Raw genomic sequence first — 23,298 nt, forward strand, 5'->3', positions numbered from 1 at the left:
TTATGAGTAGACCCACAGCCCAGTTCATCAACGTCGGCGAACGTACCAATGTTGCGGGATCAGCCAAATTCAAGAAGCTGATCTTTGAAGAGAACTATGAAGAAGCCGTTTCTATCGCCCGCCATCAGGTTGAAGGCGGCGCGCAGATCATCGACATCAACTTTGATGACGCGATGCTGGATGCCGAAGAAGCGATGGAGAAATTCCTCAAGCTGATGGCGGCAGAGCCGGATATCGCGCGTGTGCCGGTGATGATCGACAGTTCCAAATGGTCGGTGATCGAGACAGGCCTCAAATGTGTGCAGGGCAAGGCGGTGGTCAATTCCATCAGCCTAAAGGAAGGTGAGGAGCCTTTCATTGCGCAAGCGAAACGAATATTGCGTTATGGCGCCGCCGTGGTGGTGATGGCGTTTGATACCAAGGGGCAGGCGGACACCATTGAGCGCAAGTTCGGTATCTGTAAACGCTCTTACGATATTCTGGTGAACGAGGTTGGGTTTCCGCCTGAGGATATTATCTTTGACCCGAACATCTTCGCAGTCGCCACCGGCATTGAAGAGCACGACAATTACGGTGTCGACTTCATTGAAGCCACACGATTGATAAAGCAGAATTTGCCGCATGCCAAAGTGTCGGGTGGTGTGTCCAACATCTCCTTCTCCTTCCGGGGCAACAACCCGGTGCGGGAGGCGATGCACAGCGTATTCCTTTATCACGCCATTCGTGCGGGCATGGATATGGGCATTGTGAACGCAGGCCAGCTCACGGTATACTCTGACATTCCTCCGGAGCTGAAGGAACGGGTAGAGGACGTGATCCTCAACCGCCGGTCAGATGCTACGGAACGCCTGCTTGAAATTGCTGACCAGTTCAAAGGGCAAGGTGGTATCGCCCGCGTGGAAGACCTATCCTGGCGCGAACAGCCGGTTGCCAAGCGGCTGGAGCATGCGCTCGTCAAAGGCATTGCGGATTATATCATTGAGGATACGGAAGAAGCCCGGCAGATGTTTGCCCGCCCGATCGAGGTGATCGAAGGCCCGCTGATGGACGGTATGAACGTGGTGGGTGACCTGTTTGGCGCGGGTGAGATGTTCCTGCCGCAAGTGGTGAAATCCGCCCGTGTGATGAAGCAGTCGGTGAATTACCTGCAACCCTATATTGAAGCCGAGAAAGCTGAAGGCGCAAAAGCCAAAGGCAAGATCGTGATGGCGACAGTTAAAGGCGACGTACACGATATTGGAAAAAACATCGTCGGCGTGGTGCTGCAGTGTAATAATTTTGAGGTGATCGACCTTGGCGTGATGGTGCCATGGTCTGACATCCTAAAGGCTGCGAACGACCACGGCGCGGATATGATTGGCCTGTCTGGCCTGATCACACCAAGTCTTGATGAAATGGTCACGGTCGCGCACGAGATGGAACGCTCCGGCTTCAGCACACCGCTTTTGATTGGTGGTGCCACAACAAGCCGGGTGCATACGGCGGTGAAGATCGCGCCGGAATACTCAGGTGCTGTGACCCATGTGCTGGATGCTTCCCGCGCGGTGGGTGTGGCCAGCACGCTGGTGTCCGAGGGCATGCGCGCTGATTTTGTCGCCAAGGTGAAAGCCGAGTATGACGATATCCGGCAAAAGCGCCTCGCTAACCCCAAGGTGAACCGGCTGGTGAGCCTGGAGGGCGCGCGCATCAACAAAGCGACCCCTGATTTTGAGGGCTTCACACCTGTGCGCCCTGCCTTTACCGGTACGCGGGTGTTTGATGATTATCCGCTGGAGGAACTGGTTGAACGCATTGACTGGACACCGTTCTTCCGCACGTGGGAGCTGGCGGGCAATTATCCTGCTATCCTTGAAGACAAGGTCGTGGGCGAAAGCGCGCGCAGCCTGTTCGCGGACGCAAAAGCCATGCTCAAACAGATTGTGGATGAGAAGTGGTTGACTGCTAAAGCTGTTGTAGGGTTCTGGCCGGCAAATGCGGACGGGGATGATGTGGTGCTTTATACCGGGGATAACCGGTCTGAAGAGCTTACACGCGTTCATTTTCTCCGGCAGCAGGTGCAGAAACGCGAAGGCCGTGCGAATGATTGTCTGGCAGACTTTGTGGCCCCTGTGGGCACAAAACCTGACTGGTTTGGTGGTTTTGCGGTTACGACAGGCCACGGTATCGAAAAACATCTGGCGCGCTTCAAGGCAGCGCATGACGACTATAATGATATCCTCCTCAAAGCGTTGGCTGACCGTCTGGCCGAAGCTTTTGCCGAGCGCATGCATGAGCGGGTACGCAAGGAGTTCTGGGGCTACGCGCCAGATGAAAGCCTCACGAATGTGGAGCTGATCAAGGAGCGTTATCAAGGCATTCGCCCCGCTCCCGGCTATCCGGCATGCCCGGACCACTCTGAAAAGCCTGAGCTGTTCCGGCTTTTGGATGCGGAGGCCGAGGCAGGTATCAAGCTCACGGAGAGTTTCGCCATGATGCCGACGGCAGCAGTGTCCGGCTATTATTTCGCCCACCCTGAAGCGCACTATTTTGGTGTTGGCAAAGTGGGGGAAGATCAGGTGGCTGAGTATGCCGAGCGGCGCGGTGTGGACGTGGAGCAGATAAAACGCTGGATACGCCCGAACCTCGCGGATTAGGGCTACCTGCAGGCACCTAAAATTCTTCTAAATTGCATAAAATACACCTTCGCGTGATAATTGGCGTGCTGGCCTTAAGGCCAGCGCGTCATCAACATAGCAAGGAGGGGTGTTATGGCAGACGTATCCGACGAGTTGATCGAACAGGTGATGGGTTCATTAGCCGACGACCGCTACAAGTGGCGCACCATTCGCGGTGTGGCCAAACAGGTTGACGCACCGGAAGATATGGTGCGGCATATTTTCAAGTTGAAAGAGGAGGACATCGTTCAGTCCTCCGTGCCGTCCACAAAGGGTGAAGATCTTTTCACACTCAGGGAAACCTTTTCGGCCAACACGAGCCTGGGGTCGCGTTTTCTGGGCGCTCTGAAAGGGAGGGCACGGTGATGGACGGCTTTCTCTCAATCCCTGAGGCGGTGTGGTTCGCAACTGGCGGCGCGCTTGCCTATAAGTCGCTCGATTTCCTTGAGCTTCACAAGTTGCCCAAAAGCCAATGGCCGAACTTCAGCTTGCTTTACTGGTTTGCTTTCCTGTTGCACGCGATCTTGGGCGGTGGTCTGGCTTATGTTTACCTGCGAGCCGGGCAAAACCTCGGGCCAATACTGGCGGTGAATATTGGTATCACCGCACCGTTTTTGTTGCGCACCATCGCCAATCAGGCCGATAGCCCGATACAGGTGGACCCAGACGCCTGACTGTTTCTAGTCGAGCGTGAAGAGGTCGAGGTCTTTGGCTGAAACAAGCGCGCCGTCATACCCGGCAGCGCGGATTTCCTGCACCAGATCTTCGTCTGATGTGCCCCAATATAGCTGGTGATACAGCACAAGCAGTTTGGGTTTTGCCTCATTCGCGATGGCGGCCAGTTCGCTGGCGGAGGTATGGAAGCTGGCGTGATATTTTTGCCAAACTGACTCGCGGCGGGCAAAGCCAGCATCTGAATAAACCTCATGCACCAGAATATCAGCGCCTGTTGCGGCTTCAATCAGCTTGGGGCTCACGCGTGCGTCGCCTGAAATCACGATGGTTTTGCTGTTTGCCGAAACCTTGTAGCCGTAGGACTCTTTCCAACTGCCGTGCAGCACAGGAACAGCATCAATGCGGACGCCGCCTTCATCCAGAAGCCTATGCTCCTTACCAATCTCAACCACGTCGACCTTGTGGCCCTCTGGCATGGCGGGTTCCAGTCCATTCAGGCGCAAATGCACATCTTCGCTGTACGCTGCGGTAAGATGCTTTGCCATCGCCCTCGTGCCTTTGGGGCCATAGAGTTTGAGTGGTACCGGGCGCTCTAGCACCCAAGAGGTGAAGATAAGATCAGGCAGGCCCACGGTGTGGTCTGAATGCAGGTGGGTGAGGAAGGCGGTGCGCAACTGGTCTGCGCCAAGGGCCGGAATGTTATGTTTCTGGCTGGCCGCTGCCGCGCGTCGCACAATGCCGGGGCCTGCATCAAAAATGAAGGACCTGTCCCCCACAACCACGGCAACCGCGGGGCCAGACCGCCCCGGGTCCGCATTCGGGGTGCCCGTGCCCAACATTACAAGCTGAAGTTTTGGGACTGTATTATCAGTCGTATTATCAGCCGCTTGCACCCCTGTGCCCATAAGGCACAGCGCATAAAAGCATATAGCCAGATATTTCATGGTCCTGGACCTCCCCTTCACCCTGGCGCCATTATGGCATGGGGCTTGGGGGCGGGAAAGACGGGATATCAGCCCTCGGCGTCCATGGGGTGAAAGGCAATACCGTAGAGCACCATATCAACCACCTTGCCGTCCTTGGAAAGTGGCAGCGCCAGTACACTATAATGCTGGAAGTCTTTTGGGGCCCATAGCGCACGCACATTCGAGGCATAATAGGGCATGCCGGTTTTCACCAGTTCGCGAGAGCGTTCAACCATAACCTCGGTATGAGAGAAGCTGAGCCAGCTCTTGCCGGTAAGCTCTGCGCCAGCTTCTTCGGTGATGGCAGTGCCACAAATGCGGAAACGGAAGTCCTCGCCGCCGTCAATCACATCAGCAATGGCGATGTAGGGCAGGAGGGTCTTGATCTCTTTTGGTGCGATGTCGCGGCGGGCGGGGATGCGCCCCAGCGCTGTCTTCTTTGCAGACCAGAAGCCAAAAAGCTCTGACAATGTGGCATTGCGGATCATTGCGCTTTCAGGCGCGATCTCATGCACGTTGTTAGTCTCAATAGGCGAAGTTGCCCGCTCGGGGGCAGCATCTTTGAACAGGCGGAAACCCGGCAACATTTGCGGCACTCACTACTCGATACAAAACACATGTCCGCGCACTCTGCGTGGAAGCGCTACCACCTGACGGTTTATGGTGCATCAGGAAACACTGGTGGCGATGCGCGAGGCAATACACCGCCTTGGCGTATGGTTAAAGACATTTAATCGTAATATTTAAAATTTTACGCAGTTTTCCGCCACTTTGTGGGGAACAAAGCACGTACGAATAATATTGTTATGCTGACGCCATCGTAAGCGCAATAAACTGACGGATTAGAACAAACTATCGTTTATGTGCGCAGGGTGGTGTTTTAGGGTGTGACGTGGTTTCTTGACGCGATGGGGCACGCGTGTCCAGACCGGGGGAGAGATACATGAAACTATCGCGCTTATGCAGAGCCGTCCTTTTATGGGCTGTATTTGGCCTGTCAGATATAGCCTCTGGGGTGCATGCGACGGAGCAGTGGGATTATCTAATCACAGGCGGCATGGTCTTTGACGGTACTGGCGGCCCAGGCGTGCCCGCCAGTGTGGGCGTGGATGACGGCCAGATAGTATATGTCGGCCCGGCCGATGCGGCGCACAGCGCAGACACGGTGGTGGACGCGCGCGGCCTTGTGGTGGCGCCGGGCTTTATTGACCCGCACACCCACGCGCTGGCGCTCAGCGGTGATGATGGCCCTGTCCCGCTTACTGGGTATCTAACCCAAGGTGTAACAACGGTTTTTTCAGGCAATGATGGTGGCGGCCCGGTTGATATCGGTGGGACGCTCGCGAAGCTTGAGGCCCGAGGCCTTGGCGCCAACATGGCGCTTTATATCGGGCACGGTAACGTGCGGCGCAAGGTGATGGGCATGACCGCTCGTGCGCCGTCTGCTGAAGAGTTGGGCGCGATGGAAGTGCTGGTCTCAAAAGCCATGCTAGGAGGAGCCTTTGGCCTCTCGACCGGTCTTTTTTATGCGCCGGGCAGTTTCGCGGAAACGGATGAGGTCATCGCACTTGCCCGTATTGCCGCAAAGCATGGCGGTATTTATGACAGCCATATCAGGGACGAAAGCAACTATGGTATCGGCCTCGTAGCGGCCGTTGATGAGGTGATCGAGATTGGCAGGCGAACTGACATCCCCGTGCATATCTCCCACATCAAAGCGCTGGGCGTGGATGTATGGGGCCTGAGCGCAGAGGTGATCGCGCATGTCGATAAAGCACGAGCGGAGGGTGTTGAGATTACCGCAGACCAGTACCCCTGGCGAGCGTCCGGCACTGGCATTGGTGCGTCGCTTGTGCCGCGCTGGGCTATGGCTGGCGGCAGGGAAGCCATGATCACGCGTTTTGATGCGCCCGAGACTGCCATGAGGATCCGCACAGAGATGCGTGAGAATATGCGCCGCCGGGGTGGGCCTGCATCGCTTCTGCTCACCGGTGGTAGCGAAGACTGGCAGGGCATGACACTTGATGACTATGCGACATCACGTGGTGAAGACCCGATTGAGACGGCGCTGCATATCGTGCGGGAAGGTGACGCCAGCGTGGCATCCTTCAATATGAACGAAGATGATATCGAGGCTTTTATGAAACAGCCGTGGGTGATGACCGGGTCTGACGGCAGCGGGGGGCACCCGCGCCTTTTTGCCAGTTTTCCGCGCAAATACCAGAAGTATGTGATTGAAGAAGGTGTGCTGACGCTAGCGGAATTTATCCAGAAGTCTACCTCGCTGGCGGCAGATGCGCTGGGCCTTGAAGGGCGCGGCCAGCTTAAGCCGGGGTATCATGCGGATATTGTGGTGTTCGACCCTGAAACCTATGCCCCGCGCGCCACCTTTACCGAACCTACCCTTCTGTCAAACGGTGTGCGGTATCTGTTTGTGGGCGGTGCACCTGCCATATGGGGTGGTGAGGTGACGGGGGCAAGCCACGGCAAGGCGCTTCGGAGGCAGGCCGGTGAAGGGCAGCAGGGTGACTGACAGATGAAAATTGTCGTGCTTGATTTTGAAACCGCAGACACCGGCGCAGACAGCGCCTGCGCGCTCGGCCTTGTGACTATTGAACACGGCATCATTGTGGACGAGCGGGCATACCTTATCCGCCCACCCAGAAAGACGTTCCTGTTCACCGATATTCACGGCCTTACATGGCAGGATGTTTGCCATTCTCCCACCTTCGAGGATTATATCCCCGAGCTGAATGCCTACCTTGCTGACGCGCAGTATATTGCGGCCCACAACGCGGGGTTCGACCGCAAGGTTTTACTCACAAGTTATGGCGCGGCGGGGCATAATCCGCCTTATATGGATACGCTCTGTACCGTAAAACTGGCGCGGCACGCCTGGGGCCTGAAACCAACAACCCTGCCGGATGTTTGTGGGTATTTTGGCATCAAACTTCAGCACCACGATGCACTTTCAGACGCCCGCGCCTGCGCCCAAATTCTTACCCATGCCATTGAGCAGGGGTTTCCCATTGGTCGGGCCAAACTGGGTGAGCCATCCTACCATGTGCCGGTTCGAACATACAGGTAAGGGGCATGAGGGTAAGGGCGGCTAGAGGATAGCGTCATCCAGCAAAACACCGCTTTTTGAGACAGCAGGTTCCGTGCACTGGGCACGGTCGAAACAGCAAACCCTGCGTTTGCCGCCGGAGAGCATATCGCACGCGTTGGCAATGCGCTTTGCGCGGGTCGCAGCTGATTTTGTTGCTCGCATCCAGCGCACCCAGTCCCACCGGGCCATAGGGGTTGTATCCAGCCAGGTAGCGTAAGCGTCTGGCGTTGCTTCAAGTGCGGCCTTGAGGTCTGCTGGCACTTCTGGCTCGATCCAGTCCTTGCAGCTTTCTACCTCCAGCGTGACCCTATCACCAACTTGGGCGCCCGCCGCCTTGAGCATGCCCTTGTCCACATTCAGCCAGTGGCTTTTTTTACCGTCAGGCTCCAGCACGGTTTTAATCGGCGCGCCGTTCAGGGTGCCTTCCACCATTGTCACCCCGCGAGACGGCAGGCCCGCACTGGCTTCCTTGGGTAGGTGCACAAGGGTATGCTCCCCAATTTGAGAAAGCTGTGCTTCAACGCGGATGGCAGACATATGGGGCGGGCTCCTATTGACATGCTTGCGCCAGTTTATAACCCCTGTGCTTTTGATGCTGCAAGCCCAAAGGCTCGCAGAAATCCCGTGCTTGGCCAGCTATCCGCTTGATGGAACGTCAAATACACAACTTGCTGATCTCTTCAATATGGTGTTGGTTGGTCCCACAGCATCCCCCTAGAACCCGAAGTCCAGGCAAGCGATTTTTCAGCTCCAGATACTGAAGGGCCAACTCACCTGGGTTGCCTGGGTCAAGTTCGGTCATGGCATCAAGCTCTGCATGACTGCACCGTGAGGCGTTGGCACGAACGCCTTTTATACGGGATGTCCACGCCCCATCTTGTTCCAGCACGTCAGTGAAGTGACTTGGGTGTGCACAGTTTACCATAAAATATACTGGTGCACGCTCGGTAGCAGTATCCACCGTATTGATGGCCAGCGCGAGCGCCTCCCCGGTTGGCAGGCGACCATCTGTCTCAACCGTGAAAGATATTGCCACTGGCACGCGTGCTGCCTTGGCGGCGTTAACAATTCCGACGGCTTCATTGATGTTGGTCATGGTAATCGCCGTGACCATATCAACATTGGTGTCAGCGAAGGTCCTGATCTGGCGTTGATGGTACCGCTCTGCTTCCTCGGCGCTCATTATCGCGCCCGGATCATAGCCATCACCTCGTGGTCCGATACATCCGCTGATCACAATGGGGCTCAGTGGAACTTCAAACTCTTCACGGAGCTCTTGCATAAGGGATACGGCGCGCCGGTTCAGGTCGTCCAGCTTTTCCATGCTGTAATCCAGCCGGGTAGCCCAATCAGGACTGGCCCGCCATGTGGGGCTTTCCAGAATAAAACCTGCATCTTTGGTTCTGGCGATGCTGATATACCGGTGATAGTAGCGCCGAAGTGCGGCATAGCCTTCATGGTTTCTAAGAAGGTCAAAAGCGGCAAAATAAGGAAGCTCAAGCCCGTCGTCATAAATCAGGCTGGTTTCAATTCCCCCATCGCTCAGGAATGTGATCTGCCCGAGCTGGGGCAGGCAGGTGCGATATTTACTCATTATAATTTCCTCGGTTGGTCGTGATCTCGGTTGTGATTTTTTAAGGCCTGATCATCAGGCCATTTTTCGCCAGATTAGGAGCGATAGAATTTTGAGCGTGCTGCCTTCAAAGAACCCGGCCTTGCCTGACCATCGTGTTGGGTTGACAAACGTACCAAAGACGATGTCGAAAAGCGGGATGTCACCATAGTTGTTTGCGTGATGGTCGCGTTGGTGATGGACGGAGTGGCTTTCCGGGCGGGTAACGATGTAACCAAGCCAGCGAGGTGTTTTGATATTGCTGTGCTGAAACATGGAACAAAAGGCTGCCATGAGATTGACAATAGCAGCAGTGCCGCCATCAAGGCCAAATATGCCGACGAGCATGATGCTGGCGAGCAACGACCAGCCAAGCATATCAAGCGGGTGGAAATAGAATGCGCCGTATATATCTACACGCTCTGCAGCATGATGTGTCTGGTGAAAGGTGCGCCATAGGAAATCAACATTGTGCATACAGCGGTGCCAGACATAAATGCCGAACTGCAGGATGATGAATCCGGCAGGGACAGCGACCCAGGGGTCGAGGCTGGAGGCGTTGAAAAGGGTATAGGTACCAAGCCAATGATCCCACATCAGCGGCGCATATCCCGCAATAAAATAGTTAACGATCAAACTGAGCAGGCCAACAAGTGGCCAGCCAGCCACATGGGCAAAGCGCCGGGCGGGCATGAGAAAATCCAGAAGGCAGAAAATGCCAAACATGCCGATAAAGATTAAATCAAATTCACTCAACATTATGCAAACCTCTTTTCATGGAACTCAAAACATGTCCGGTCGATATGAAGGCAGATGCCTTCCTCGCGGCCGCATTGTGTGAAATTGACCATGGGGTCCGCTAGTGAACTCGTGGTTCAGTAAGCTGTTTTTATATTTCTTATTTTGTTTCAATCGCCTAAAAAGATCATAGGGTGCCAGCGCAGGGCGGATGGTGGCTCTGCTGTGTGAAAACTGCACCAAAGGTACAGTTATGGAAAGCCGGATATCAAAAGGTGAACTGACACGAGGAAGGATATTGGACCTTGCCGAGGAAGCCGTTTTGCAAAAGGGCTTTGCTGCGACATCAATTGATGAACTGATTGCTGCAGCAGAGATTACCAAGAGCGGTTTTTTCTATCATTTTAAAGACAAGGCGCATCTGGCGAAGGAAATGTTCCAGCGGTATCTGGAACGCGAGGATGAAATCTTCGAGGAACTGGAGGGGCGTGCCGACGAGCTGAGTGACGACCCGCTTCATAGTACTCTGATCTTGATCAAGCTATTTGCCGAGATGTTCGAGAATATACCAAAAAATCATCCTGGATGCCTGGTTGCTGTTTATTGCTATCAACACCAATTATTCAACGATGAAATCCGTGAGCTCAATGTTGCCAGTCTGTTGCGTTGGCGAAACGTGTATCGTACTCGCCTTGACCGTATTATTGAGAAATACCCTGTCGAGAATGTTGATCTGGAAGCACTCTCTGATTTGGCGCTGACCTTCGTTGAGGGAGGGATTATCCTTTCAAAAACGCTTGATGATCGGGAACTGTTACCTCGGCAGATGCTGTTGTTTCGCGATTATATTCGGCGTATTTTCAGCCCTGTATGAGGTTTACGGATATTGCTTCAGAATACCGTCAGGGGGTGCCATGACAAAACACCGCATTTACACCATGAGCTTCGCGAGCGTCTACCCGCACTATGTTGCGAAGGCGGAGAAAAAGGGCCGCACCAAAGCCGAGGTTGATGAGATCATCCGTTGGCTCACCGGGTATGATGACAAGGCTCTGGCGGGTGTTAGTGAAAACAGGACTGACTTTGAAACCTTCTTCACCGAAGCGCCAGAAATGAACCCTGCGCGAGACCTTATCAAAGGCGTGGTTTGCGGCGTGCGGGTGGAAGAGGTGGAAGAGCCCACCATGCGCGAAATCCGCTACCTCGATAAGCTTATCGATGAGCTGGCAAAAGGCAAAGCGATGGAAAAAATTCTGCGCAAGCAGTGAGGTGCTGTGGGGCTGGATTTTCGACAGGGAAAAATGGTGCCGGCACCAAGATTCGAACTCGGGGCCTGATGATTACAAATCAACTGCTCTACCAACTGAGCTATACCGGCACTTTTTCAGTATGACGCGTTTTCGCGTGGCGCATCTTCTAACACAAAAAAAAATCAGTTCAAGCCCTTTTGATGAGATTTTTGCGTAGGGCTATTTGATGCTGATGTCGGTATGAAATGCTTCGGTTGTCCATGCTTCGATATGGAAGGCTGAAGCCTTGAGATTCAGCGTCTTCCGGGCCTCTTTCCCGGTGTCCCTCAGGCATTGCAGGGCACGGTCTTTCTGCGGTGGTAGCACAGAAAGGTGAATCGCCAGCGCTTGTTCTTTAAGTACATCGCCGTCGTACCGGGCTTTCACCTCATCCCCGTCTGTCGCCCAGAACCCGGCGGCAGGCGCTATTGTTGCGCCGCCAAACTGGCGGGCAAGGCGCTCCCCAAAAAAGGCGGTGGCTTGATCGATCTGATCGCTCTCAACGGTGATATAGGCGATAAAGCAGACGCGTGCGTTGCTCATGAATTATGGTGTCCTTCCCTTAGCGTCTGCCGCGGTAAACGGAAACGGTTACCAGTAGCACGATTGCGATGGCTCCCCAAATCCAGCCGTCCGGCGGCAGGGCGGCAAATGCGTCCAGCACGCCGGGCACGCCATCTTGGCGAATAGCCTCGGTGTGAGAAACTTCCGCGAGGCTGAGAAATAGATCGACCACGGCAACGCCACCGATAGCCGTGAGTATCAGCTCGATCGACCTGTTCTGTTTGCTGCGGCGCCGGCTTTCAAGCCGCTCAAGTCGCTTGCGGGCAAACTCGGCCATTTCAAGCGCGCCATCGGCCACTTTATCCAGCTCCCAGGCGTCTATCGTGGTGTCCAGAATCTGCCGCCTGTGGTTTTGTGCCCCGCGCCGACTTTCACCAAACTCCATGCTGACAAAGCTCAGATGATCCAACCGTTTGGTCATGGACTGCAGGAGAGCGTTGGCCCGACGACCTTTCCTGAGGCCGCTTTTCTCCAGCGCGCCGATTTGCAGCAGGATACGTTTTAGTATGGCGTTATAGGTAGAGAGAATTGCGTTATAGAACTGGCAGAGCGACTGGGCGCGAAACCACTCTGTGGCGGCACTGTTGAGGTCGCCTTCTGTAATAACTAGACAATTGCCGGAGCCGATGTGGGCCTTCCCTAAACCGATGTCCTTAAGTTCGCCATCTTTTGGGCAAGCTGCCCAGTCTAAAAGGGCGGCTTTCTCCGTTGCAGGCAAGTTTGTTTCGCTCACAAGTATGGTGCGCCCTGTCCACAAAACATGGCGTTCATTTTTGTGTTCTTGGTCATCAAAATGAATGTCGTTAAAAACATCGAAGTCCGCCTGCTTGCGGAAGCGGATATCGTCATTGTTGATGGCTTCCAGCTTGGGCTTCGCCTTGACGAAGTTGGGGTAAATCAGCTCGTGGTAAAGGGCGCTGGCCAAGATTGATACTGCCGCATCGAAGCTTGATTGTTGCTCGCGCGTAACAAGGTCAAATGGATTTTCGCCCGGTGGACGTTCGAAGTCCAACCGCAGAAGTGCGAGTGTGTCATCAAAAATATACAGCTCAGCGCAAGCAAGGGTGAGCTTCCATTTTGTGCAGAAGGCGTTGATGATTTCCTGTTCATTTGTTCCGTCTGCAAACCGGATGTCGCGTTTGAATAGAGGCCGGAAGAAGCGCGGGCAGAGGTCATTCTCGAGGCTGCCATACCCATAGCTCCAGTTGAGCGCTGAAGGTTCACCAATAGCGCTAAACAGCTGGTCAAAACTGTCGCCGGTGAGCGGCAGTGGTGCGCGAGCCTGAAAGTCAAAACCCGCCAGATCTTCGCTCTCAAGATTGATCGGCGCGCGGATGGGTGTGATCGTGTTTAGTCGGAAATGTGCTGTCATAAGCGGTCTGGAAATTGCCCCCGGGAAATTTTGAATTGATGGTAGGGGCTGAGGCCGGAGGGGTCAATCATGGGATGGGATATGAGGAAAATGGCGGTTGGTTTAATGCCACACCTGCGCCCCATAAACCGTCACACTTCCCGGGAATCTGTGGCGTGTTTCGCCCCATATACGCCTCACATCCGCCACAGCCTTTGAGTATTTTTCTGGATCAATGGGCCCTTCGGAAGGTTAAATTGATGCGTTTTTCACCTATTCTGGCGTCTCGCGCCCGCTCAACCTTCTTCACACCATGATAAATAAGCCGTGCTGGCCCACCAAAGACGATGACATCTCCGTCATAGAGTGGGATGTTTTCCGCCCTGCCACCACGGGTGAGGCCATATAGCTGGAACACGGCTGGAATACCGATGGAAACCGAGACAATAGGCCAGTTCCTGTCGGCTTCGTCCTGGTCGATATGGGGGCTTAGCCTGATGCCGGGCGTATATTCATTGATCAGGCAGGCGTCAGGCTCAAACCCGCTGAAACCGGCCTGTTCTGCGGCCTCTCTGGCGAGTGTGCGGAAGCTTAAAGGTATATCAGGCCAGGGGTTTCCGCTTAAGGGGTCGTACGCGGTGTAGCGGTATCCAGTGGGCTCCGACACCCAACCAAGCGGCCCGCAGTTGCTCATGGCGACCTGCATCTGGCGGCCGCCTGGCGTTAACATGCGCCGAAGCGGGGAAGCGCCCAGAAGGACCGGTATTTCTGCCAGTAAAATGTCTGTATCCGCAAAGGATGTAAGCAGGGTTACACCTTCGCGGATTGACTGTTTTTCAGGCCGGAGTTTGGTGAAAAGGTCCATATTTTATAATGTCTTATGTGGCATCATGATAGATAACGCCGAGCATATACCGTGTGCCGGAGGTGACCTCGCTCACCCCGTGGCGGAGTGTGGTACGGTGATAGCCTCGGCTACCCAGCCGGGGGCGTTCATTCACAGCAAAAACAATCGCTTCGCCTTGTTTGAGGCTGACAACCTGCGGCCTTGACTGCATGCGGGGACGGTTCTCCACAAGGACAAATTCACCTCCAGTGAACTCTTCTTCCGGTTTGCTGAGCATGACGGCCATCTGGAACGGGAAATACTCTTCACCATACAGGTCCTGATGCAGGCAATTATAATCGCCAGCGCCATATTTGAGGATAAGTGGTGTTGGGCGTTTTTGGCCCTTTTCATGGCAGTGCGCGATATAGCCATCATGACTATCTGGGTATCGTGTGTCCCGCGAAAGTCTTTCATTCCAATGGTTTGCGATCATGCTTAGTGGCGTGTAGCTGGCACTTCTAATTGTGGTGAGCGGGTCGGGCAGAGGATAGGAGAAATATTTATACTCCCCTTTCCCGAAGCCGTACCGTGCCATGTGAATATGGCTGCGATACAGGACTTCATCGTCATACCGGGCCCGGAAATAGGAGCATTCCGCGGGGCTCAACAAGGGCCCGAGCTTTGCAAAACCGTGCTCAAACAAGCTCTCTTGGGCTACGGTCCAGTCGAGCTGTTCAACCCGTTCAGTCAGCGTAGGGTTAAGCGTGGGTTGGGGCACGTTCATCATGCGCTCTCCTTCTCAAGGAGGACGCGTTTGCGCTCAACACCCCAGCGGTAGCCGCTGATGCCGCCGTTGCTACGCACAACCCGGTGGCATGGGATAGCCACAGCGATGCGGTTGCTGGCGCAGGCACGGGCTACGGCGCGCACAGCCTCCGGCGACCCGATAGCTTCAGCCACATCTTTGTAGCTCTTTGTTTCACCTGACGGAATTTCCCGGAGCACAGCCCAGACCCTTTGCTGGAATGCGGTGCCACGGATATCAAGTGGCAGTGTCGCGGGGGCTGATTTTCCGTCTTCGATCATGGCAATTGCGGTGCCGACCCAGGCTTTCAGCTCAGTGCTGGCTTCCTCAAGCACTGCGCCGGGAAACTCGCTCATAAGCGCCGCTTCCAGCCCCGCATGATCGTCGCCCAACTGGATGGTGCAAATGCCCCGGTCTGTCGCGCCCACCAGGACAAACCCTAGGGAACATGCAGCGATGGCGTAGCGGATGGTTTTGCCGGAGCCGCCCGCGCGGTATTCCTTGGGCGTCATGCCCAGCATGCCTTGGGCGTTTTCATAAAAGCGGCTGTTGGCGTTATAGCCTGCGTCATAAATTGCTTCGGTTACCGTGCGGCTTTCCTTCAGGCTGCCTTTCACATTTTTTGTGCGGTGGCTTGTCGCGTATGCCTTGGGGGTCACCCCGGTGACTTCCTTAAAAACCCGGTGGAAATGATAGGGGCTCAGGCCTATATGCGCGGCAACTTCCGCGAGAGGCGGTGCTGTCTCAGATTCTTCAATGAAACGACAGGCCTTGGCGACAAGGTCGGTGCGTTCGTGCCATGTGGGTGTTTCTGTCGGTTTACAGCGTTTGCAGGCGCGAAAACCGGCGGTCTCAGCGTCCAGCGGCGAGGTGTGAAAATCCACATTCTCCCGCCGCGGTTGGCGCGCACCGCAGGATGGCCGACAGAACACACCGGTCGTTGCGACAGAGAAGAAGAACTGGCCATCTGCCGTTTTGTCACGGCGTAGTACCGCCTGCCATTTTTCTTCATCGGTCAAATATTTGCCGTCGGCTTCATCACTCATGTTTATTCGCGTCTCAACACTCATTATCTTCTCCTCGCATTATATATCAGGCGATGGGTAAAAGATAAGAGAGCTTGGCTGGTACTGCTCTCCGAAGTTTGCTCTTGAATTCAGTTTTTGGTGAGCAGACCTCACAAAGCTTGAGCCAGGCCCGGTTTGGGGCCATATAAATAGGTGAAAAGAAAGAATAACTGACGACGAGGAAGACTGATGTGGCAGAAGGTATCTGAGCTCCTGGGCCTGACGGGTGAGCAAAATGGCGGCAAGGCAAACGAACTGCAACTCGCGACGGCTGCATTGATGGCCCATGTGGCGGCAAGCGATGGCGACTTTTGCGCTGATGAACGTGAGCGGTTAAGTGATTGCATGACCGAGCATTTTTGGCTCTCAAGCGAAGATGCTGATGATATTATTGAGCAGGCGCTGGCGGAAAAACAGGATGCGACGGACCTTTACCGGTTTACCCGAACTATATCCAAAGAGCTGGATCAGGACGGCAGGCAGGAAATTGTCAGGCTGTTGTGGCAGGTGGCCTTTGCTGACAATCGGATTGATAATTTTGAGGCCAATGTTTTGGCCAAGATCGCAGGCCTTCTTGGCGTGACGGAGCAGGACCGTATCCAGATCAAGCATGAAGTGGAAGCGTCAATCGCCTGAGGGCTGTGCGGCTAGCCAACCACAAACATATAGATAACAAAACCACTTACCGCGAGCATGTTCAATACGCTTATGATGGTAGATGAGCCGCCGGGCGATGGCATCCGTTCCTTGTTTGAGGGCATATTCATTTTCTTGTTTCCTTCGTGTCGTGTCCGTCAGAAGTGGGGAGCAGTTCACACCTTTTGAAGTAGCGTGAAACGCAACACCCCGTTCCATTTTTGAGAACATGCTGTTTTTGGATCGTTCACACCAAAACCTTGTGAAGCATACCTAATGGTGCAGACCATCCCTTGAAAAGATACCGACCGGTATGTATATAAGGTAATAGAATTCAGCCAAAGTAGGGAAGAGGTTGAGATGACAAGGTCTAAAAATACACGTGAGCGTTTGCTCGATACTGCAATCGATCTGATCTGGAAGAGCAATTATACACGCGTTGGCGTGAACGAGATCTGTAAAGCTGCAGGCGTGACCAAAGGTGGTTTCTATCATCACTTTGAAACGAAGGCCGACCTTTTCTATGAAGCGTCTGTGCACCATTGGGAGCAGAAGAAGCATGAGCTGGATGAAGTTTTTTCCGCCCGGTATACACCCATCGAACAGCTGGAAAATTTGGTGAACCACATTCTTGCTTATCAGACTGAAGAGGAGCTTGGAGACGATAACCCTGTATCCGGCTGCCCTTTCTTCACCTCGGGCGCGCAGGTGGGCACGGGAGAAGACAAGGTGCGGCAGGCAGGTCAGCTTATGTGCCAGAACGCGCAGAAGTATGATGAAGCCCTGGTTCGGGGGCTGCAGTCTGGCGGTTATCTGAACAGCGAGTGTGACCCGAGGCAGGTTGCTCGTATCTTGTTGCAATATGTTCAGGGCCTGCTGCTTTACGGTCGTACCTTTTATGACCTTGAGGTTGTGAAGGCCGATATCCGTGAAGGGCTGTACCGAATCCTCGATGTAAAGGCCGAATACCGGGCCGTGGCGCAACCGAAAGCGGCCTGAGCCGCATAAGCTGCCCATAAATGAATAATGAAGCTGTCCGCACCTGTTGTGCTGGCAGCTTTTTCTTTCAAGTGCCCGAGGCCTCCTCGCGCCAAGTTATTGAAAACACGCCACTATAAGTCTCGTGAATAACCGCAATCAGAATTAAAAATCGCAAAAGGGGTTGAAAACATACCGATCGGTATGCATTTAGACTTCAAGCGAAACAAACCGACCGGTATGTAAACGGTCATAACGACACCGAGGACACGATAATGAGCAGCACAAAAGCATATCTGAAAAGACACACTGCTGTTGCCGCACTGATGGCTACAGCAATAGTGGGCGGCTTCGGCGCCTACCAGCTCAATGATGTACAGGCTGAAGAGGCCGGGGTTGCTGAGGCACCTGCGGCCCCTGAAGTTGAGGTAACGGCAATCCAGCCTGAAGAGCTTAGGCAGTGGCGTGAGTTTTCTGGCCGCCTGACAGCTGTTGACTATGTGGAAATTCGTCCGCGCGTTGGGGGAACCATTCAGAAAGTTGCCTTTTCAGACGGTGATTATGTTGAAAAAGGTGAACTGCTTTTTGTGATCGATCCACGCCCGTTTGAAGCCGCTGTTGCTCGCGCTGAAGCCGATATCGCTTCCGCCAAATCGCAACTTATCCTGACGGAAGCGGAGCTGAAACGTGCGGCAGAACTTGTTGAAAGCAGCTTTGTTTCCAAAAGCGCGTATGACAAGCGTAAAAATGACCATGAGGTTGCTGTGGCGACGCTCAAGTCTGCCGAAGCACAACTGACAACAGCCAAACTTAACCTGGACTACGCCCATGTGACCGCGCCTGTTTCAGGCGTCGTCAGCAGGGCGGAAATCACAGTTGGCAACGTTATTGAAGCTGGTGCGTCTGCGCCTGTGCTCACCACCCTTGTCTCGAACGACCAGCTTTACGCTGAGTTCAATGTGGACGAGCGCACTTATATTGCGGCAAAGCGTCAAGCCTCCAAAGGCGGTGCTATGCCGGTTGTGATGACACTGGCAGGTGACAGCGTGTCATATGAAGGTGAGCTTTCGTCCTTTGATAACCGCCTTGACCTGCGTTCAGGCACAATCCGGGCTCGCGCCGTTTTCCAGAACACAGATGGTGCGCTGACACCTGGCATGTTTGCAGACATTCGTCTTGGCTCACCCGCCAAGGAAGAGGTACTTGTTGTCAGTGACAAGGCCGTGGGCACCGATCAGGACAAAAAGTTCGTCTACACGGTAAACTCTGATAATATTGTGGAGTACCGCGAGGTGAAACTTGGCCGCAGTGTTGGTGGTGGCAGGGTTGTGCTTTCGGGTCTTGAAGCTGGTGAGCGGGTTATCGTGAACGGCTTGCAGCGTGTTCGTCCCAATATTCAAGTGGCGGCCCGAACGGTAGACCAAGCTGTTCAGACAGCCATGGCGAGCCAACGGTAAGCACCGCGCACTTGCGGCGGGCTGATAGGCCCAATCCAGAGATATGACATCCGGGTACATTCTTGCCCGGGTGCCGCTCGTAAAGCGCCGGATGTTCTTTGGCGTATCGTTCCGAAATTTCGATGTGCCTGGTCAGAAAGAAGGCTGAGGCGCGTTCTATTGTGTGCCGCGCGGGCTAGCGCGTGAACACAACAGCACGGAGACAAGAGATGAATATCTCCCGTTTTTTTATTGATCGCCCCATTTTTGCTGGCGTGCTTTCGATTGTGGTTTTCATGGCAGGCCTTATCGCCATGTTTCGTCTACCGATTTCTGAGTATCCGGAAGTTGTGCCACCCTCCATTGTCGTCACTGCCCAGTTTCCCGGCGCGAACCCTAAAGTGATCGCGGAGACAGTAGCAACGCCACTTGAAGAGCAGATCAACGGCGTTGAGAACATGCTCTACATGTTTTCCCAAGCTACCTCAGATGGCCGCATGACGCTCACCGTGACCTTCAAGATCGGTACAGATGCGGACCTTGCACAGCAGCAGGTGCAAAACCGGGTGGCGCAAGCCACACCACGCCTGCCCGAAGTCACGAGGCGCCTCGGCGTTACCACTGTGAAAAGCTCGCCTGACCTCACTATGGTGGTTCACTTGCGCTCCCCTAATGAGCGCTACGACATGCTTTACCTTCGGAACTATGCTGTCCTTAACGTGAAAGACCAGTTGGCCAGAATTGAAGGCATCGGCCAGGTGCAGATTTTTGGTGCTGGCGACTATGCCATGCGCCTTTGGCTGGACCCTGAGAAAATCGCTGAGCGCGGACTGTCCGCTACGGAAGTGATCGCTGCGGTCCGCGAGCAGAATATTCAGGTCGCTGCCGGTGTTGTTGGCGGTGCTCCGTATGACGATGGTATTGAGCTTCAATTGCCGATCAACGCCAAAGGCCGCCTTGGCACCACCGAAGAGTTTGGCGATATCATTATTCGTGCAGGGGATGCGGGCCAGATCACACGGCTGCGTGACGTTGCACGTATTGAGCTTGGAGCTTCGCAATACGCGCTGCGGTCAATGCTTGATAACAAGCCCGCTGTTGCTGTGCCCGTTTTCCAGGCACCGGGCGCAAACGCGATTGAAATCTCCAACAATGTCCGTGCGACCATGGAAGAGCTGAAAGCCAACTTCCCGGAAGGCGTTGACTATAGCATCGTGTATGACCCTACGGTTTTTGTGCGCGGGTCGATTGAGGCGGTTGTCAAAACACTTCTGGAAGCGGTCGCGCTTGTTGTTCTTGTGGTTATCGTATTTCTCCAGACATGGCGGGCGTCGATTATTCCGTTGCTTGCTGTTCCCGTGTCGATCGTCGGTACCTTTGCGTTGATGTATGTGTTCGGATTTTCCATCAACGCACTCTCTCTATTTGGCTTGGTACTGGCGATCGGCATCGTGGTGGATGATGCCATTGTGGTGGTTGAAAACGTTGAACGTTATATCGAGAACGGCATGTCGCCGAAGGAAGCGACCTATCAGGCGATGCGCGAAGTCAGCGGCCCGATTATCGCAATCTCTCTCACCCTTGTTGCTGTGTTTGTGCCGATTGCGTTTATCAGCGGGCTCACGGGCCAGTTCTACAAGCAATTCGCGCTGACCATTGCGATCTCAACGGTGATCTCCGCGTTTAACTCGCTCACTCTCAGCCCAGCGCTTGCAGCACTGCTGCTCAAAGGGCATGACGCACCAAAAGATCGCCTGACCCGGGGTATTGATACTGTGTTTGGCGGTTTCTTCCGCCTGTTCAACCGTGCGTTCAAAAGCAGCTCAGAAGCATACTCCGGTGGTGTCTCCAAGATATTGGGCCGCAAGACAATTGCTGTTGTGATCTATGCTGCGCTTTTGGGGCTGACCTACCAGAGCTTTGAAGAAGTGCCTCAAGGTTTTGTGCCGGGGCAGGACAAACAGTATCTGGTTGGTTTCGCGCAACTGCCGGACGGTGCTACGCTAGAACGTACGGAAGCGGTTATCCGCGAGATGGGTGAGATCGCCCTTCAGGAGCCGGGTGTGAAAAGCGCGGTACAATTTCCCGGTCTTTCTATCAACGGTTTTACCAACAGCTCAAGTGCAGGCATTGTGTTTGTAACACTCGACCCGTTTGAAGAGCGCAAAGGTGACGCCATGTCAGGCGGTGCGATTGCTGGCCGACTGCAGCAGCAATTCGGTGGCATCGAAGAAGCATTTATCGCTATCTTCCCGCCGCCGCCTGTGCAGGGCCTTGGAACTATTGGTGGCTTCAAGCTGCAGATAGAAGACCGTACAGACCTTGGATATGAGGCCTTGAATGGTGCATTGCAGCAGGTGTTGCAGAAGGCATGGGCTACGCCTGAGTTAGCCGGTGTGTTCTCGAGCTATCAGATCAATGTGCCGCAGCTTTATGCGGACCTTGACCGGGAACGTGCGAAACAGCTCGGCCTGAATATCGATGAAATCTTTAACACGATGCAGGTCTATCTCGGCTCGCTCTATGTCAATGATTTTAACAATTTTGGTCGTACCTATCAGGTGATCGCACAGGCAGACAAACAGTATCGCTCGTCTGCTGAGGCAGCGTTGCAGCTCAAGGTTCGCAATTCTTCCGGTGATATGATCCCGCTTGCTTCGGTTATGACGATGGATGAAAGCTACGGGCCGGAAAGCGCGCAACGCTACAACGGTTTCCGGGCGGCTGACCTGAACGGTGACGCAGCTCCCGGCTATTCAAGCGGGCAGGCGCAGGCTGCAATCTCGAAGATACTTGATGAAACACTGCCAAAAGGTATGACCTATGAGTGGACAGACCTGACCTACCAGCAGATCCTTGCTGGCAACACGGCAGTGTTTGTATTCCCGCTTTGTGTGCTTCTTGTGTTTCTTGTGCTGGCGGCGCAATACGAAAGCCTGACATTGCCGCTTGCCGTGATACTGATTGTGCCTATGAGTGTGCTTTCTGCCATGGTTGGTGTGTGGCTCACGGGTGGCGACAACAACATCTTTACCCAGATCAGTCTGTTTGTGCTGGCAGGGCTTGCATGTAAAAACGCGATCCTGATCGTGGAGTTTGCGCGCGAACTGGAGACACAGGGTCGGTCTATTGTTGAGGCAGCCATTGAGGCGGCGCGGATGCGGCTTCGCCCGATCCTGATGACGTCTTTTGCTTTCATCATGGGCGTGGTGCCGATGGTGCTGTCAACCGGAGCCGGGGCTGAGATGCGGAACGTAATGGGTATTGCCGTGTTCTCAGGCATGCTCGGCGTAACCTTCTTTGGTCTCTTTTTCACGCCGGTGTTTTATGTGCTTCTGAGGAAACTGGAGACCCGTAAAAAGGCTGCCTAGCACCTCACAACAATTTAAGAAAATGACCCTGTTATGCTTTGCATGATGGGGTCATTTTTATTCAAGCTGATGCAACCAGTGCAAATTGTTCGAGCGCGCAAACTATAGTAGAGATTGACTAAATTAAGCCGGTGGCGAGATAATGCTTACGACAATGCAAAAATGTGCAAGAATGTGATCCATGGACGAATCTGAGAAGAAAAACCTGAGACGACTTGAGGACTTAGCGCTACTGGCCAATGTTTCGATCTCCACCGTTTCGCGGGCTTTGAATGACAGCCCGCTGGTGTCGGACCGAACGAAAAAGCGCATCATGTCGCTCGCGCACAATAATAACTATTCCGGGCGTCTGAAGGACAAGGTCTATGCAGACGAGGCCGACAAAACCATCTCGATCATCATACCGCCGCCGCAAGGGCGCGATACACGACTTTCCGACCCTTTTACCCTTGATCTGATTGGCGGCATCGGTGACGCGCTCAAGGAGCGCAACTGCGATATGCTGATCTCTCACCTGACGATGACGGATTACCAAAGCGCGGCCAATCTGGTAGCCAGCGGGCGCTGTGATGGCCTTGTGGTAATTGGCCAAAGCACCTTGCATGCGCAACTGAACCAACTTGCACAAAAGAAGGTGCCCTTTGTGGCCTGGGGTGCGCAACTGCCTGAACAGCAGTATTGTTCTGTTGGGAGTGATAACCAGCAGGGCGGGCGCCGCGCGACCAACCATCTTATTCGTATGGGCTGCAAACGCATTGTGTTTGTGGGGGACGCGGAAGGGCCCGAGGTGCAACTGCGCTTGGCAGGATACCGGGAAGCGTTGGAACTGAACGGCATTGCCTATCAGGAAGAGTTGGTCAGGCCCGCGCATTTCTACCCGGAGTCTGGCATGGAGGCGATTGATGTACTCATCGAGCAGGGCATCAAGTTTGACGGTGTGGTTGCTGCAAGTGATATGATCGCTATTGGTGCCATGCGGGGCATTGCGCGCGCGGGCTTGCGTATCCCGCAGGATGTTTCCGTGATTGGTTATGATGATGTGCTGGTCGCGGCATATTCAAGCCCCGCGCTCAGCACGATCCGCCAGGACGTGACGAAAGCGGGCCGTCTGCTCGTAAGTAAACTCTTGAGAATGCTTGAAGGGCAGACCGTACAATCCTCGAACCTGCCGACGGATCTGATCATCAGGGAGTCTTGCGGCTCATAATACCGCAAGACC

22 protein-coding genes and 1 tRNA gene are annotated in these 23,298 nt (G+C 54.3%); 12 read left to right on the forward strand and 11 right to left on the reverse strand.

The genetic code is table 11. The annotated features are described in order from the left end of the window. Positions 1-2 precede the first annotated feature (2 nt). From metH to ACOOGA_RS15900, 3 genes are all read left to right on the forward strand, one after another. Positions 3-2,633 (forward strand): methionine synthase, encoded by a 2,631-nt coding sequence (gene metH, locus ACOOGA_RS15890; RefSeq protein WP_417461337.1) that lies wholly within the window; start codon positions 3-5, stop codon positions 2,631-2,633. 114 nt (positions 2,634-2,747) lie between these two features. Then, on the forward strand, positions 2,748-3,020 hold the full coding sequence (locus ACOOGA_RS15895) for a hypothetical protein (RefSeq protein WP_417461336.1): 273 nt from the start codon (positions 2,748-2,750) through the stop codon (positions 3,018-3,020). Further along, positions 3,017-3,328 (forward strand): hypothetical protein, encoded by a 312-nt coding sequence (locus ACOOGA_RS15900; protein ID WP_417461335.1) that lies wholly within the window; start codon positions 3,017-3,019, stop codon positions 3,326-3,328. Before ACOOGA_RS15895 ends, ACOOGA_RS15900 begins: the two co-directional genes overlap by 4 nt. Before the next feature lie 6 nt (positions 3,329-3,334). On the opposite strand, the gene ACOOGA_RS15905 is transcribed toward ACOOGA_RS15900, so the two are convergent. Together ACOOGA_RS15905 and ACOOGA_RS15910 are read right to left on the reverse strand one after the other, a co-directional pair. Beyond that, complete coding sequence (locus ACOOGA_RS15905) at positions 3,335-4,273, reverse strand: MBL fold metallo-hydrolase (protein WP_420428978.1); 939 nt, start codon at positions 4,271-4,273, stop codon at positions 3,335-3,337. A gap of 68 nt (positions 4,274-4,341) precedes the next feature. Beyond that, the gene (locus tag ACOOGA_RS15910; protein ID WP_417461333.1) at positions 4,342-4,881 is read right to left on the reverse strand and encodes a PAS domain-containing protein; all 540 of its coding nucleotides are present in this window, start codon (positions 4,879-4,881) and stop codon (positions 4,342-4,344) included. Positions 4,882-5,237: 356 nt separating this feature from the next. On the opposite strand from ACOOGA_RS15910, the gene ACOOGA_RS15915 reads away from it, so the two are divergent. Further along, on the forward strand, positions 5,238-6,827 hold the full coding sequence (locus tag ACOOGA_RS15915; RefSeq protein WP_417461332.1) for an N-acyl-D-amino-acid deacylase family protein: 1,590 nt from the start codon (positions 5,238-5,240) through the stop codon (positions 6,825-6,827). Between the two features lie 3 nt (positions 6,828-6,830). Then, positions 6,831-7,382, forward strand: coding sequence for an exonuclease domain-containing protein (locus ACOOGA_RS15920; protein WP_417461331.1), 552 nt, complete (start codon positions 6,831-6,833; stop codon positions 7,380-7,382). A gap of 21 nt (positions 7,383-7,403) precedes the next feature. Here ACOOGA_RS15920 and ACOOGA_RS15925 read toward each other — a convergent pair whose 3' ends face one another. The 3 genes from ACOOGA_RS15925 to ACOOGA_RS15935 form a co-directional block, all read right to left on the reverse strand. Next, a complete protein-coding gene (locus ACOOGA_RS15925) occupies positions 7,404-7,940 on the reverse strand; it encodes a YdeI/OmpD-associated family protein (RefSeq protein ID WP_417461330.1) in 537 nt (178 codons plus the stop codon). A gap of 118 nt (positions 7,941-8,058) precedes the next feature. Further along, positions 8,059-8,997 carry a homocysteine S-methyltransferase family protein gene (locus ACOOGA_RS15930; protein ID WP_417461329.1) on the reverse strand — a complete coding sequence of 313 codons (939 nt, stop codon included), beginning with the start codon at positions 8,995-8,997 and terminating at the stop codon, positions 8,059-8,061. Positions 8,998-9,051: 54 nt separating this feature from the next. After that, positions 9,052-9,774: a sterol desaturase family protein gene (locus ACOOGA_RS15935; protein ID WP_417461328.1), complete on the reverse strand. Its 723-nt coding sequence runs from the start codon at positions 9,772-9,774 to the stop codon at positions 9,052-9,054. 190 nt (positions 9,775-9,964) lie between these two features. Between ACOOGA_RS15935 and ACOOGA_RS15940 the strand changes: the two genes are divergently transcribed. Both ACOOGA_RS15940 and ACOOGA_RS15945 read left to right on the forward strand, forming a co-directional pair. Continuing rightward, positions 9,965-10,627 (forward strand): TetR/AcrR family transcriptional regulator, encoded by a 663-nt coding sequence (locus tag ACOOGA_RS15940; RefSeq protein ID WP_420428980.1) that lies wholly within the window; start codon positions 9,965-9,967, stop codon positions 10,625-10,627. A gap of 40 nt (positions 10,628-10,667) precedes the next feature. Further along, positions 10,668-11,021: a DUF2200 domain-containing protein gene (locus ACOOGA_RS15945; RefSeq protein WP_417461326.1), complete on the forward strand. Its 354-nt coding sequence runs from the start codon at positions 10,668-10,670 to the stop codon at positions 11,019-11,021. A gap of 34 nt (positions 11,022-11,055) precedes the next feature. Here ACOOGA_RS15945 and ACOOGA_RS15950 read toward each other — a convergent pair. From ACOOGA_RS15950 to ada, 6 genes are all read right to left on the reverse strand, one after another. Then, positions 11,056-11,131, reverse strand: a tRNA-Thr gene (locus ACOOGA_RS15950). A 91-nt stretch (positions 11,132-11,222) separates the two neighbouring features. Next, positions 11,223-11,585 (reverse strand): hypothetical protein, encoded by a 363-nt coding sequence (locus ACOOGA_RS15955; RefSeq protein ID WP_417461325.1) that lies wholly within the window; start codon positions 11,583-11,585, stop codon positions 11,223-11,225. A gap of 19 nt (positions 11,586-11,604) precedes the next feature. Continuing rightward, a complete protein-coding gene (locus tag ACOOGA_RS15960) occupies positions 11,605-12,978 on the reverse strand; it encodes a hypothetical protein (RefSeq protein ID WP_417461324.1) in 1,374 nt (457 codons plus the stop codon). 211 nt (positions 12,979-13,189) lie between these two features. Then, positions 13,190-13,822: an alpha-ketoglutarate-dependent dioxygenase AlkB gene (locus tag ACOOGA_RS15965; RefSeq protein WP_417461323.1), complete on the reverse strand. Its 633-nt coding sequence runs from the start codon at positions 13,820-13,822 to the stop codon at positions 13,190-13,192. A gap of 13 nt (positions 13,823-13,835) precedes the next feature. Then, a complete protein-coding gene (locus ACOOGA_RS15970) occupies positions 13,836-14,573 on the reverse strand; it encodes a 2OG-Fe(II) oxygenase (RefSeq protein WP_420428982.1) in 738 nt (245 codons plus the stop codon). Further along, positions 14,570-15,661 carry a bifunctional DNA-binding transcriptional regulator/O6-methylguanine-DNA methyltransferase Ada gene (gene ada / locus ACOOGA_RS15975; RefSeq protein ID WP_420428984.1) on the reverse strand — a complete coding sequence of 364 codons (1,092 nt, stop codon included), beginning with the start codon at positions 15,659-15,661 and terminating at the stop codon, positions 14,570-14,572. The genes ACOOGA_RS15970 and ada overlap by 4 nt, the downstream gene beginning before the upstream one ends. Before the next feature lie 186 nt (positions 15,662-15,847). Between ada and ACOOGA_RS15980 the strand changes: the two genes are divergently transcribed. The 5 genes from ACOOGA_RS15980 to ACOOGA_RS16000 all read left to right on the forward strand — a co-directional run bounded on the left by ACOOGA_RS15980 (position 15,848) and on the right by ACOOGA_RS16000 (position 23,286). Continuing rightward, the gene (locus ACOOGA_RS15980; protein ID WP_420428986.1) at positions 15,848-16,294 is read left to right on the forward strand and encodes a TerB family tellurite resistance protein; all 447 of its coding nucleotides are present in this window, start codon (positions 15,848-15,850) and stop codon (positions 16,292-16,294) included. A 360-nt stretch (positions 16,295-16,654) separates the two neighbouring features. After that, positions 16,655-17,293, forward strand: a complete 639-nt coding sequence (locus tag ACOOGA_RS15985; RefSeq protein ID WP_417461319.1) for a TetR/AcrR family transcriptional regulator — start codon at positions 16,655-16,657, stop codon at positions 17,291-17,293. A gap of 254 nt (positions 17,294-17,547) precedes the next feature. Continuing rightward, positions 17,548-18,729, forward strand: coding sequence for an efflux RND transporter periplasmic adaptor subunit (locus ACOOGA_RS15990; RefSeq protein ID WP_417461318.1), 1,182 nt, complete (start codon positions 17,548-17,550; stop codon positions 18,727-18,729). A gap of 209 nt (positions 18,730-18,938) precedes the next feature. Continuing rightward, positions 18,939-22,079: an efflux RND transporter permease subunit gene (locus ACOOGA_RS15995; RefSeq protein WP_420428988.1), complete on the forward strand. Its 3,141-nt coding sequence runs from the start codon at positions 18,939-18,941 to the stop codon at positions 22,077-22,079. A gap of 181 nt (positions 22,080-22,260) precedes the next feature. Then, a complete protein-coding gene (locus ACOOGA_RS16000; protein ID WP_420428990.1) occupies positions 22,261-23,286 on the forward strand; it encodes a LacI family DNA-binding transcriptional regulator in 1,026 nt (341 codons plus the stop codon). Positions 23,287-23,298: the final 12 nt, after the last annotated feature.

The organism is Kordiimonas sp., assembly GCF_965216265.1.
Taxonomy (GTDB): domain Bacteria; phylum Pseudomonadota; class Alphaproteobacteria; order Sphingomonadales; family Kordiimonadaceae; genus Kordiimonas.